11 protein-coding genes are annotated in these 13031 nt (G+C 64.5%); 2 read left to right on the top strand and 9 right to left on the bottom strand.

What is annotated here, in order from left to right:
- Positions 1 to 4: 4 nt before the first annotated feature.
- From CAG22_RS03640 to CAG22_RS03615, 7 genes are all read right to left on the bottom strand, one after another.
- Complete coding sequence (locus CAG22_RS03640) at positions 5 to 1120, bottom strand: hypothetical protein (RefSeq protein ID WP_025339250.1); 1116 nt, start codon at positions 1118 to 1120, stop codon at positions 5 to 7.
- A 24-nt stretch (positions 1121 to 1144) separates the two neighbouring features.
- Positions 1145 to 1702 carry a polysaccharide biosynthesis/export family protein gene (locus CAG22_RS03635; RefSeq protein ID WP_025339251.1) on the bottom strand — a complete coding sequence of 186 codons (558 nt, stop codon included), beginning with the start codon at positions 1700 to 1702 and terminating at the stop codon, positions 1145 to 1147.
- A 243-nt stretch (positions 1703 to 1945) separates the two neighbouring features.
- Positions 1946 to 2122 carry an EPS-associated small membrane protein EppA gene (gene eppA / locus CAG22_RS28445; protein ID WP_075045301.1) on the bottom strand — a complete coding sequence of 59 codons (177 nt, stop codon included), beginning with the start codon at positions 2120 to 2122 and terminating at the stop codon, positions 1946 to 1948.
- 252 nt (positions 2123 to 2374) lie between these two features.
- On the bottom strand, positions 2375 to 2917 hold the full coding sequence (locus tag CAG22_RS03630; protein WP_085704431.1) for a helix-turn-helix domain-containing protein: 543 nt from the start codon (positions 2915 to 2917) through the stop codon (positions 2375 to 2377).
- 187 nt (positions 2918 to 3104) lie between these two features.
- Positions 3105 to 4523, bottom strand: a complete 1419-nt coding sequence (locus CAG22_RS03625; protein ID WP_075045303.1) for a short-chain fatty acid transporter — start codon at positions 4521 to 4523, stop codon at positions 3105 to 3107.
- 154 nt (positions 4524 to 4677) lie between these two features.
- The gene (locus CAG22_RS03620) at positions 4678 to 5334 is read right to left on the bottom strand and encodes a CoA transferase subunit B (protein ID WP_085693483.1); all 657 of its coding nucleotides are present in this window, start codon (positions 5332 to 5334) and stop codon (positions 4678 to 4680) included.
- Positions 5335 to 5369: 35 nt separating this feature from the next.
- Entirely contained in the window at positions 5370 to 6068 is a 699-nt protein-coding gene (locus CAG22_RS03615; protein WP_015270421.1) for a CoA transferase subunit A, read from the bottom strand.
- Between the two features lie 140 nt (positions 6069 to 6208).
- On the opposite strand from CAG22_RS03615, the gene CAG22_RS03610 reads away from it, so the two are divergent.
- Both CAG22_RS03610 and CAG22_RS03605 read left to right on the top strand, forming a co-directional pair.
- Positions 6209 to 7114: a LysR family transcriptional regulator gene (locus CAG22_RS03610; RefSeq protein WP_025339255.1), complete on the top strand. Its 906-nt coding sequence runs from the start codon at positions 6209 to 6211 to the stop codon at positions 7112 to 7114.
- Positions 7102 to 7923 (top strand): aldo/keto reductase, encoded by an 822-nt coding sequence (locus tag CAG22_RS03605; protein WP_085593473.1) that lies wholly within the window; start codon positions 7102 to 7104, stop codon positions 7921 to 7923. Before CAG22_RS03610 ends, CAG22_RS03605 begins: the two co-directional genes overlap by 13 nt.
- A 609-nt stretch (positions 7924 to 8532) precedes the next feature.
- Here CAG22_RS03605 and CAG22_RS03600 read toward each other — a convergent pair.
- Positions 8533 to 11613: an error-prone DNA polymerase gene (locus CAG22_RS03600; RefSeq protein ID WP_085704429.1), complete on the bottom strand. Its 3081-nt coding sequence runs from the start codon at positions 11611 to 11613 to the stop codon at positions 8533 to 8535.
- Positions 11610 to 13028 carry a DNA polymerase Y family protein gene (locus CAG22_RS03595; RefSeq protein ID WP_085704427.1) on the bottom strand — a complete coding sequence of 473 codons (1419 nt, stop codon included), beginning with the start codon at positions 13026 to 13028 and terminating at the stop codon, positions 11610 to 11612. The genes CAG22_RS03600 and CAG22_RS03595 overlap by 4 nt, the downstream gene beginning before the upstream one ends.
- Between the last annotated feature and the right edge of the window lie 3 nt (positions 13029 to 13031).

Below are 13031 nucleotides of genomic sequence, written 5' to 3'. Positions count from 1 at the left end.
AAGTTCAGATGTCGGGGTACCTGTACGTCAACGTCAAACCCACGATCGTAGCGTTCGCATCAGCTTCGTGATCCTGCTGCCGATCCTTGTACATCAGCGACAGGCGCAGGTCCCAGTACGGCGAAAACTCGCGGCTGGCCCACACGCTGTAGGTCTGCAGGGTGTTGGGGGTCTGCCCTTTGCTGTCTTGCCAGGCAGCGTCCGCACCCACCCGGGTCAATTCGCTGACGGCGTAACTCCACACACCGCGCACCTGGTCCAGCTCGGCGAAGCCGCCTTCGGCGCTGGCCACCGTGCTGCGTTCGGCGGTGAAGCTGGCGACGGCGCGCGCACCGGTATACAGCAGCGCTACCCCACCCTCCCCGCGTCGGCCACCTTCGTCACCGGAAACCTCGGTGACCCCCACATGAGCATCGGCGCTGAGGCGTTCGGAGAACTGGTACTTGACCCCGACCGCCGGGCTGTAGCTGTTGGACGCCGTCGCCGTCTGGTCCTGCTCGGGCTCATAGCGCCGGGCGCCAAAGCGGCTGTACAGATCAGCCCGCTCGCTCCAGGCGTAGGTCCAGGTGAACACGTTGCCCAGTTCTTCGTAACCCGTCAGCGTACTGATGTCATAACGGGCACGGTTGTACGTGGTTTCGTTGCTCAAGGTGCTGCGTTCGGTAACCGCCTGGCTCCAGTTGCCGGCCAGCGTATACAGCTTTTGCGTGCCATCGGTGGTGACCACGCCGGTATCCAGCACCGTTCCCGACAGCGTCGAACTTTCGTTGTAACGCGCCAGCAGGCCAAACCGCCCGCGCTCGGTCTGGCGCTGCCAGCCCAGGCTAACGTCGGGGTCCTCACGGTTGTCGACCACCGCCGTGTCGGACGAGCGCAATACATGCACGCCCAGCCCCAACCTCAGTTCGTCACGGTCGAAGGTGCCGATCAGGGTGTAATCCGGCGCGATGATCGTGCGCGTTATGCCCTTTTCACCCGACGACAGCAGCAAAGGGTTGCTGTCATGTTCGACGGATGTCGGTACCACCACCGTAGACTGCCAATTTGCTGCCAGGACTGTGTCCGTAAACGGCAACACCAAGATTGCCGTTGCAATGCTAGTTGTTCTGAGAAGAGGCATTAAGTGTTCTTATTAAAGGCAAGATCAAGGAACGACCAGCGTATCGCCAGCCTGCAGTTGGATGTTGGTGGACATATCCCGGCCAGACACCAGGTCTCTATATCGCACGGGCAGAATTTTTTGGGAAGCGCCGGTGCCACGCACCACTTTGATTTCGCTTTCATCTGCAAACTTGTCCAGGCCGCCCGACATGCTCAAAGCCTGCAGCACTGCCGTAGGGCCTGCCATTTGTACCGGCCCGGGCTTGATCACTTTGCCTTGTACATAGACCAGGTTGCCGGCGATGCTCTTGACGACAACGCTGACATTCGGGTCGGGGAGAAACTTCTCGAGTTTGGCAGCCACTTGTTTTTCAACGGTCGTCACATCCAGCCCGGCAACATCGATGCGCCCGGCCAAGGGGAACGTGATACTGCCATCGGGAAGTACGGTGGCTTCCTGGCGCAGGCTGTCTTCCTGCCATACCGAAACCATCACCACATCGCCGGGGCTGAGCAGGTAGGTAGCACTGTGCGGGTCGGCCTTACCGGCACCAGACCACACCATCAGCATGCAGAACGCGGCAAACATTGAACGCACCATGAGGGTCCCTCCGGCCGAAAAGGCCCGACAAAGAGCACTGAATGAGAACAACACACCAACTCTCGCTCCGCTTCGCGGCATACACCAACCGCGATGGCCTCGATCTTCCAGAGGCCTTGCCTTGACGCTGTGTGCCTGCAACCGTGGACCTGCACGGGCTACTGGCAATATAGCAACGGCTGGGGAATTGACAAGCCAGGCCCCGGGCCGCTGGTGTCAAGGGTTAAACCCAGGCTGGCGGACTCAGATCTGTTTCCTGTTGGCGACTGCCACAAAGCCAACGACAGCAAATGCAAAGAACCACCCTGCGGTTGAAACAGGGATGATACTGTTCTGATTGATATACATATCCGCCGCACGCGCCGCGCCACTCATCAGCGCCAGCAAAGACATCGATTTGATAATCAGAGCCGTGCGCATACGCCCCTCCTGTAAAGAGGAAAATCAACTATTTGTTGGCGTGGTGTTCGGGAGTTGTTTCACTGTTGAATTGAGCTTATGAACACAATGACATTGCGTCAACGATTCGACACTATAATAAAATTCAATGGGCGCCGGACAATACAGTCAAAATATCGACGCGCAAGTTGAGCACAGGCCGCTGCATTGGTGGCGCCAGAGTTTCATCGCTGAGAAAGGCAAGGCCGTGGGGCACTTTGGCGCCCCAGCGTATTACTCGTCTGCGTGGTGTACCACGACCAGCAACTGCGCCGGCAGCGGCCCCACCGACCTTAGCCGGTGGGGTGTCTGGGCATTGAAATGCAGGGCATCGCCTTGCTCCAGCAGCACCCGCTCGTTCATGAAGTCCACCTCCACCTGGCCGGCGTGGACGAACAGAAATTCCTCGCCCAGGTGTTCCTTGAACGTGGGGTCGCTGAACTCGGTCGGCGGCTGGATCAGGAACGGCAGCAGGCTGCGCTGCCCGACCTGGCTGGTGAGGGCCGCGTACCCCGGCCCTGCCCCCTCACCCACCAGGGCCTGGCGCTCGCCATGGCGCACCAGGCTGTAACGGCTCTGGCCGGCCTGCTCTTCGGCGAACAGTTCTTCGACATTGACATTCAGTGCCCGCGCCAGCTTCAGCGCAGCGGCGATCGAGGGGGTGTTCAGGCCACGTTCGACCTTGGACAGGTAGCTCTTGGTCATGCCGGTCTTGTCGGCCAGCAGCTCCAGGGTCATCCCCAGTTTCTTTCGCAGCAGTTTCAATCGGATAGACATGTGACGCGGGTTTCCCAGGCGAAGGCAGCCTGGCCATCATACGTGGACTGCCAGGGAAATGCTGGGGCTGCTGTGCAGCCCATCGCCGGCAAGCCAGGCTCCCACAGGTACTGCGCATGGCTTGGGGCCAATGCAGTCGATGTGGGAGCCTGGCTTGCCGGCGATGGGCCGCGCAGCGGCCCCGACTTTACGGCATCACCGGCGGCAGGTACTGCAACGTCGTACCCAATGCCCACAGCAACACCAGTACCAGCGGCACGTGCACCAGCAACTGCACGAACGAGAAGCCGATCAGGTCGCGTGCCTTGAGCCCCAGTACCCCCAGCAGCGGCAGCATGTAGAACGGGTTGATCAGGTTCGGCAAGGCTTCGGCGGCGTTGTAGATCTGCACTGCCCAGCCCAGGTGGTACTGCAGGTCATTGGCCACCAGCATCACGTAAGGTGCCTCGATGATCCACTTGCCACCACCCGATGGGATGAAGAAGCCCAGCACCGCCGAATACACGCCCATCAGCACGGCATAGGTGTCATGCGTGGCGATCTGGGTGAAGAACAGCGAAATGTGGTGGGCCAAAGTCTGCTCGTCGAGGCCCTTCACCTGGGTGAGGATGGCCGCGATCGAACCATACAGCGGGAACTGGATCAGCACCCCGGTGGTGGTCGGCACCGCACGCGCCACCGCATCGAGGAAGCTGCGCGGGCGCCAGTGCAGCAAGGCACCGAGCATGATGAACAACAGGTTGTAGGTGTTCAGCCCGGAAATGGCGGTAATCGCCGGCTTGGTGGCGAACTCCTGGTACAGCCAGCCGGCAGCCAGGGCCACCAGCAGCAGGATCAGGATGGGGCTGTGTTCCAGCCACTCGCCCGGGCGGGTGCGCTGGGGTGCCGGTGGCGCGGTGAAGCTGGGGTCGACCCCACAGTCCTGGGCGCTGCGCGCACTGTTCGGGCCCGGGGCCGTGGCGTAGGCGATCACCAGCGAGACCACCACCAACGCCGCCAGCATCACGCCGGACTGCCAGAGGAAGATGGTTTCGGTGAACGGGATTACCCCGGTAATCGACAGGATCGACGGTGGCAGGCTGGCCGGGTTGGCCTGCAGTTGCGCCGCCGACGAGGACAGGCCCAGCGCCCACACGGCGCCCAGGCCCAGGTAGGCGGCTGCACCGGCGGCGCGGTAGTCCATCTTCAGTTCGGTGCGCCGGGCCAGGGCGCGCACCAGCAGGCCGCCGAACACCAGCGACAGGCCCCAGTTGAGCAGCGATGCCAGCATCGAGATCAGCGCCACCCAGCACACTGCCGAACGGCCATTGCCGGGGATGCGCGCCAGGCGGTCGATCAGCCGCGCGGCGGGCGGCGAGCTGGCCACCACATAGCCGCCGATGACCACGAAGGCCATCTGCATGGTGAACGGGATCAGGCTCCAGAAGCCATCGCCAAAGGCCTTGGCGGTGTCGGTCGGCTTGGCGCCCATGGCCAGGGCGCCGATGCACACCAGCAGCACCGCCAGGGCGGCAAACACCCAGGAATCGGGGAACCAGCGTTCGGCCCAGTTGGAGCAGCGCAAGGCAAAGCGCGCGGAACGGCTGTCTTGGATTTCAGCGGCCACAGTTCAATTCCTTTTATTGGTTTTATGAGGTGAAGCAGTATTGCCAGACAACGCAAAAACCCTGTGGGAGCGGGCGTGCCCGCGAATGCGTCGGTAAATTCACCGCAGCATTCGCGGGCACGCCCGCTCCCACAGGGTAGGATCGCATGATGCGTTAGAAGGTCATTTCCTTCACATCATCCGGCACGATCAGCTTGCCGGCGGTTTTCTCGATGATTTCCTCAACGCTCACCCCGGGCGCGGTCTCGCGCAGGATGAAGGCGCCGTCTTCGATTTCCAGGTAGGCCAGGTCGGTCAGCACCTTGCGGATGCAGCCAGCACCGGTCAACGGCAGGCTGCACTGCGGCAGCAGCTTGGACTCGCCGTCCTTGGAAGCGTGGGTCATGGTGACGATGATGTTCTCGGCACCGGCCACCAGGTCCATGGCGCCGCCCATGCCCTTCACCAGCTTGCCCGGGATCATCCACGAGGCGATGTTGCCTTGCACATCCACCTCGAAAGCGCCGAGCACGGTCAGGTCGACATGGCCGCCACGGATCATGGCGAACGACTGCGCCGAATCGAAGATCGAGGCACCGCGGCGGGCGGTGACGGTCTGCTTGCCGGCGTTGATCATGTCGGCATCGAGGGTGCCTTCGGTGGGGAATTCGCCCATGCCGAGCAGGCCGTTTTCCGATTGCAGCATCACATCCATGTCGGCGGGTACGTAGTTGGCCACCAGGGTCGGAATACCGATGCCCAGGTTGACGTAGTAGCCGTCCTTCAGTTCACGGGCGACGCGTTGCGCCATCTGTTCGCGGGTCAGTGCCATGGTCAGGATCTCTTTGTTGTTCTGGTGGATGGCGCTCAGGCCTTGACGGTGCGCTTTTCGATACGCTTTTCGAAGGTGCCGACGATGACGCGGTCCACGTAGATGCCCGGGGTGTGGATCTCGCTGGGCAGCAGCACGCCAGGTTCGACGATCTCCTCCACTTCGACCACGGTGATCTTGCCGGCGGTGGCCGCCAGCGGGTTGAAGTTTTGCGCGGTGTTGCGGTACACCACGTTGCCGTAGTGGTCGGCCTTCCAGCCCTTGACGATGGCGAAGTCGCCGGTGATGGATTCTTCGAGGATGTACTTGCGGCCGTTGAACTCGCGCACTTCCTTGCCATCGGCAACCGGGGTGCCGTAGCCGGTGGCCGTGTAGAAGGCCGGGATGCCGGCGCCACCGGCGCGCATTTTCTCGGCGAGGGTGCCTTGCGGGGTCAGTTCCACTTCCAGCTCGCCGCTCAGCAGCTGGCGTTCGAACTCGGCGTTCTCGCCCACGTAGGAAGCGACCATCTTGCGGATCTGCCGGTCTTCCAGCAGCACGCCCAGGCCAAAGCCATCGACACCGCAGTTGTTGGAGACCACGGTCAGGCCCTTGACGCCACGGCGCTTGATTTCGCTGATAAGGTTTTCCGGGATGCCGCACAGGCCGAAACCACCAGCCAGTACCGTCATATTGTCGGTCAGGCCTTCGAGGGCCTGTTCATAGGTTGCAACGCGCTTGTCCAGTCCGGCCATGCTGATCCGCCTTTTGTAGTTGTTGAACCGACGAGGCTGTCGGTGAGCGTGTGGGGACATCTTCACCGCAAGCGACTGATTTGTTAATTTTGTTTTCATCATCGATTGATAACTTTTGCAAAACAACCAAAAGGCCTGTCATGAACGTCAAGCAACTGCGCGCCTTTGTCGCTGTGGCCAAGTACCAGAGCTTCGCCCAGGCCGGTGAACACCTGCATGTCTCGCAACCGGCCCTGAGCCTGACCATCAAGGCCCTGGAAGAAAACCTTGGCGGCGCCCTGCTGAGCCGCACAACACGCAGCGTCAGCCTGACTGCCGAGGGCGAGGTACTGCTGCCACTGGCGCGGCGCCTGCTGGCCGACTGGGACGACACCGAAGAAATGCTGCGCCAGCGTTTCACCCTGCAACTGGGCCGGGTTTCGGTGGCGGCCATGCCGGCCTTTGCCGGCAACCTGCTGCCCTACTCGCTGAAGGTATTTCGCCAGCGATACCCGAAGGTCAACGTCACGGTGCACGATGTGATCAACGAACAGGTGCAGGAACTGGTGCGCCATCGCCGCGTCGAACTGGGCATCGGCTTCGAACCGGACAACATCGATGGCCTGGATTTCCACCCGTTGTACATGGACCGCTTCGTCGCCGTGGTGCCCGCCGATTCGCCCTTGGCGCAGCTGCCCCAGGTCAGCTGGGCACAGTTGCTGGCCGAAGACTTCGTGGCCCTGCAACGCCCTTCGGCGGTGCGCCTGCTGATGGAACAGAACGTGGCCGCCCAGCACGGCAAACTGGCGGTGGCTTTCGAGAGCCACCAGCTGTCGACCATCGGCCGCATGGTTGCCAGTGGCCTGGGGGTCAGTGCCGTACCGGCACTGTGCATCAACCAGATGCAGGAGCTTGGCGCCCGCTGCGTCACCCTGGTCGAGCCCACGGTCGAGCGCCGCATCGGCGTGATTGCCCTCAGCGAACACAAGCTTTCCACGGCCGCGCAAGCGCTGCTCGAGGTACTGCTTTCCAATACCCGCATCCCGGAGGTGACATGCGTTACGTGAAACTGGCAGGTTCGAGCGTTCCGGCCATCGGCCAGGGCACCTGGTACATGGGTGAAGATCCGGCCCGCAAGGCGGCCGAGGTGGCGGCCCTGCAACAGGGTATCGAACTTGGCCTGAACTTGATCGATACCGCCGAGATGTATGCCGAAGGTGGTGCGGAAGAAGTGGTTGGCCAGGCCATTGCCGGGCGCCGCGACCAGGTGTTCCTGGTCAGCAAGGTGTACCCGCACAATGCCAGCCGGCGCGGTATGGCAGCGGCCTGCGAGCGCAGCCTCACGCGCCTGGGCACCGACTGCATCGACCTGTACCTGCTGCACTGGCGTGGCCAGCACCCACTGGAGGAAACCGTCGAGGCCTTCGAGCGCTTGCGCGAGCAAGGCAAGATCAAGCGCTGGGGTGTTTCCAATTTCGACGTCGACGACCTGCGCGAACTGCACAACCCCGATTGCGCCACCAACCAGGTGCTGTACAACCCGGCCCAGCGTGGCATCGAGTTCGACCTGTTGCCGTGGTGCGAAAAGCGCGCGCTGCCGACCATGGCCTACTGCCCGCTGGCCCAGGCCGGGCGCCTGCTGCAGCACCCGGTGCTGGCGGAAATTGCCGAACGCCATGGTGCCACGGCGGCCCAGGTCAGCCTGGCCTGGGTGACCCGTGATGACGGGGTGATAGCCATCCCCAAGGCCGTGACGCCCGAGCATGTGCGGTTGAATGCGGCTGCGGGTATGCTGACCTTGACCAGCGAAGACCTGCGGGCGATCGACCGGGCGTTCCCGGCACCGACGCGCAAGCAGCGGTTGGCGATGGTGTAGCGACTGGCACGGAATCGTTTTTTGTAGGAGCGGCCTTGCGTCGCGAAAGGGCCGCAAAGCGGCCCCAGCATTATCTGCAGTGACGCCGAAATCCTGGGGCTGCTACGCAGCCCTTTCGCGACGCAAGGCCGCTCCTACAGGTCAGCGCAATCCAGACTATGGCGAGCCTCCTGTGGGAGCGGGCGCGCCCGCGAACACCGGCAAAGCCGATGCCATACACCGCAGTGCCTGCTTCGCGGGCTTGCCCGCTCCCACAGGGGACCGCGCAAGGGTCGGGATTCGTGCAAGGCCATTTAACAGCGGGCTCACTTCCATCAGCGCGTTCCCGGCACCGACGCGCATGTAGCGACTGGCACGGAATCGCTTTTTTGTAGGAGCGGCCTTGCGTCGCGAAAGGGCCGCAAAGCGGCCCCAGCATTATCTGCAGTGACGCCGAAATCCTGGGGCTGCTACGCAGCCCTTTCGCGACGCAAGGCCGCTCCTACAGGTCAGCGCAATCCAGACTATGGCGAGCCTCCTGTGGGAGCGGGCGCGCCCGCGAACACCGGCAAAGCCGATGCCATACACCGCAGTGCCCGCTCCCACAAGGGCCCGCGCAAAGATGGGGATTCAGTGAAAATCCCGGCTGCGTACGTCCAGCCCTTGCAACAGCGGGCTCACATCCTCCAGTCGCCGTGCTATCAGGTGGCGCACGCCATTCTCCTGCTCCAGCCGCCCGCTGACCTTGAGCAACTGCGACCCCACCAGCGCCCGCCGCTGCCGTTCGGCAAGCGCCCGCCACACCACCACATTGACCATGCCGTGCTCGTCCTCCAGGGTGACGAAGGTCACGCCACTGGCGGTCTGGGGCCGCTGGCGGCCCACCACCAACCCGGCCACGGCAATGTTGTCACCATGCCCGACATCTTGCAGCTCGCGCGAACTGCGACAGCCCAGCGCCCGCAGGCGTGAGCGCAACAAGGTCAGGGGATGCGGCCCAAGCGTGGTACCCAGGGTCTGGTAATCGGCCATCAGGTCCTCTGCCACACTGGGGACGGGCAGTTCGACGGTGCTTTCCGGCAAGGCTTCGATATCGGCGAACAAAGGCAACTGCGGCTGCACCGCCGCCACCTGCCAGCGCGCCTGGTGCCGGTCGCTGGCCAAGGCGCGCAACGCGCCGGCATCGGCCAGGTGGGAGCGGGCTCGCGGATCGAGCCCGGCACGCAGGCACAGGTCTTCGACATCGCGCCATGGCCGCTGCGCCCTCGCCTGCTCCAGGCGCCTGGCATCGGCCTCGGCAAGGCCGCGCACCAGGCGCAAGCCCATGCGAATGGCCAGCACCTCTCCAGGCTCAGGCTCGAGCGTGCAGTCCCAGTCACTGTGGCACACATCCACCGGCCTCACCTCGATACCCTGGCGCCGGGCCTCTTGCAGCAACTGGTCGGGGCTGTAGAAGCCCATGGGCCAGCTGTTGACCAGCGCGCAGGTGAAAATCGCCGGTTCATGGCACTTGAGCCAGCTGCTGGCATAGCACAACAAGGCAAAGCTGGCCGCGTGCGACTCCGGAAAGCCATAGCTGCCAAAGCCCTTGATCTGCTCGAAGATGCGCTCGGCAAACGCCAAGTCATAACCATTGCGCAACATGCCCTGCACCAGCCGCTCGCGGTGCGGCTCCAGGCCGCCGTGGCGCTTCCAGGCGGCCATGCTGCGGCGCAACTGGTCGGCCTCGCCCGGGGTGTAGTCGGCCGCGACCATCGCCAGTTCCATCACCTGCTCCTGGAACAGCGGCACGCCCAGGGTGCGCTCGAACACTGCCTTCAGTTGCGGCGAGGGGTACGTCACCGGCTCCTGCTTCAGCCGCCGGCGCAGGTAAGGGTGGACCATGTCGCCCTGGATCGGCCCGGGGCGGACGATGGCCACCTCGATGACCAGGTCGTAGAACTTTTTCGGCCGCAGCCGCGGCAACATGGCCATTTGCGCGCGGGACTCGATCTGGAACACGCCCATGGTCTCGGCACGGCTGATCATCGCGTAGGTGGCCGGGTCTTCGGCGGGGATGGTCGCCAGGGTCAGGTGCCGGCCACGGTGGCGTTGCAGCAGGTCGAAGCAACGGCGCAAGGCGCTGAGCATGCCCAGCGCCAGCACGTCGACCTTGAGCAGGCCGACCATGTCCAGGTCGTCCTTGTCCCACTGGATCACCGTGCGCTCCGGCATCGCGGCATTCTCCACCGGCACCAGCTCGTCCAGGGGTTGCTGCGAGATAACGAAGCCGCCCGGGTGCTGTGACAGGTGCCGGGGGAAGCCGATCAGTTCGCCGGCCAGTACCAGCACCCGGCGCAGCGAAGGGCTGCCCGCCTCGAAACCGGCCTCGGCCAGGCGCTGGTCATCGGGTATGCGATCGCTCCAGCGGCCGCAGCATTTGGCCAGGGCGTCCACCTGGTCGGCCGGCAGCCCCAGCACCCGCGCCACATCCCGCACCGCACCGGCAGCATGGTAGGTGTTGACCACCGCAGTGAGCGCCGCCCGGTGCCGGCCATAGCGACGAAATACATACTGGATCACCTCCTCGCGCCGGTCGTGCTCGAAGTCCACGTCGATGTCCGGCGGCTCGTTGCGCTCGCGCGACAGGAAGCGCTCGAACAACAGGTGGTGTTGCATGGGGTCGAGCTCGGTGATGCCCAGCACGAAGCACACCACCGAGTTGGCAGCCGAGCCCCGCCCCTGGCACAGAATGCGCTGGCTGCGGGCGAAGGCGACGATGTCGTGCACAGTCAGGAAGTAGCTTTCGTAGCCCAGCTCCTCGATCAGCGCCAGCTCCTTGGCCAGCACATCCCGCACCTTGATGCTCGGCCCGTTTGGCCAGCGCGACGGCAAACCCTGCTGGCACAATTCGCGCAACCAGCTCGCCGGGCTATGCCCCTGGGGCACCAGTTCGCGTGGGTACTGGTATTTCAATTCGCTCAGTTCGAACTGGCAGCGCGCTGCGATGGCCAAGGTCTCGGCCAGCAAGTCGGCGGGATAGAGTTCGCCCAGTTGCGCCTGGCTGCGCAGGTGCCGCTCGCCATTGGCAAACAGGAAGCGCCCGGCCTCGGCCACCAGGCAATGCTGACGAATGGCGGTCATGCAATCTTGCAGGGCGCGACGACCGCGCACGTGCATGTGCACGTCGCCACAGGCCACGGCGCGGATGCCGACCCTGGCCGCCAGGCTACGCAAGCGTTCAAGGCGCAAGGTATCGTCACTGCCGCGGTGCAGGTGCACGGCCAGCCACAGGCGCTCGCCGAACACGCCGTGCAGCCACTGCCCGGGGGTGGCATCGCCGCTGTCATCGGCTACCCACAATGCCAGCAGGCCCTGATGGTGCTGCTGCAGGTCATCGCGAAACAGTTGGTACTCGCCCTTCTGCGCCCGCCGCCGGGCCCGGGTGATCAGCGCGCACAGGTTCTGGTAGCCGACCAGGTCCTGCACCAGCAGCACCAGCCTGGGGCCGTCCTGCAACTGCACTTCACTGCCCACGATCAGCCGCAGCTGGTGTTCCTTGGCCGCCTGCCAGGCACGGACGATACCGGCCAGGGTACATTCGTCGGTGATCGCCAGCGCCTGGTAGCCCTGTTCACGCGCGCGCCGGAACAGCTCGTCGGCGCTCGACGCGCCGCGCTGGAAGCTGAAGTTGGACAGGCAGTGCAGCTCGGCATAACCCGGGGTGTTCATGCGAACCAGCCCTGCAGCCACAACGGGCCGGCCTTGCCCAGGTCGCGATAGGCCCAGCCGCGCAGGCCGTCGCGGGTTTCGATGCGGTAATAGTCGCGGCGCACATCGCCGCCATCCCACCAGCCCGACTCGATGCGCTCGGCATGGCCTTGCAGGCGATAGCCGCCTTCGTCCAGCGCCATGGGGGCCGACAGCAGCCAGCCAGGGCGGCTGCCAGGAACGACCGGCATGTTGCCCTGGGCACCCTGCTCTACCGCTTGCCAGGCACACTCGGGGCGATGATCGGCTGCCGCGCTCAGGCCCTTGACCGCCTCATCCCCCAAGCGGGCGCGCAGCCGTTCGCGCAATTGTTCCCAAGGTTGCGCCTGTTGCGCACGCGGGTCGAACAATGCCTGGTGTTGCGGCACGAAGGGTGGCAGGTCCTCGGCAACCAGCCGCAGGTTGCGCACCGGTGCGGGAATGCGTAGCGGCTCCAGGCGCCCGCGCGCCAGTTCGAACAACATTGCCGCATCGCGTTCGGCGGCCAGCAGGCCTACCTTCAGCAAGGTATCCGGCCCTTCGGCGTGCTCCAGGTGCAGGCAGAAACGCTGCACGCCACAGTCACGCCCGGCGAGGAACGCGGCAAGGTCGTTGAGCATGCGCCGCAGCGGGAACAGCAGAGCCTGGTGCGATTCGACGTCGAAGTTCAGCTCCAGCCGGGCTTCGAAACGGTCCGGCGGCTGGTAGAAGCCCAGCCCCAGGTTGCGCAGGCCGAGCAACTGGTCAAGGTGCAGCTGCACCTGGGCCGGAAAGCGCCTGGCCAGGCTGTCGCGGGGCAAGGCCAGCACCTGGCTCAACTGGCGCAGGCCCATGCGGGCAAAGGCCTCGGCAGCCTGCGCAGGCAGGCCGATACGCTCGATGGGCATGCCCAGCAGCGCCGCACGGGTGGCATCGGCGTCACTCACGGCCAGGCCATCGTGAGCGTTGGCGAGCATGCGCGCCGCCACCGGGTTGCTGGCCAGGACGATGCGTTGGCGCAAGCCCAGTTCCGCCAGTTCCTGGCGCAGGCGTGCCTCGAACAGCGGCCAGGGGCCGAACAGTTGCAGGCTGGAGCCCACCTCCAGCAACAGCGCCCGTGGGTAGTGCAGGCTGACCTGGGCACTGAAGCGGTAGGCCCAGGCTGCCAGCAACTGCTGCACCTGGTCGATGCGCCTGGGGTCGGCTTCGACGCAGCTGAAGCCATCGGCCAGCGCACGCGCCGCCGTCAGGGTTTGCCCGGCCCGCAGGCCGAGCGCGGCCGCCGCCGGGTTGACCGCCTGCAGCACGCGTCGCTGGGTCGGCCCGCCAAGCAGCACCAGAGGGGTATCAGGGTCGTCACGCTCGCGCAGGACCGTGTCCAGCGCCAGCTGCGGGAGCAGGATGCAGGCCCAGAGCATGTT

Origin of the sequence: Pseudomonas sp. B8(2017) (assembly GCF_002113575.1) — a bacterium.
Lineage (GTDB): Bacteria > Pseudomonadota > Gammaproteobacteria > Pseudomonadales > Pseudomonadaceae > Aquipseudomonas > Aquipseudomonas putida_Z.
This window is presented reverse-complemented; position numbering and strand designations above follow the sequence as displayed.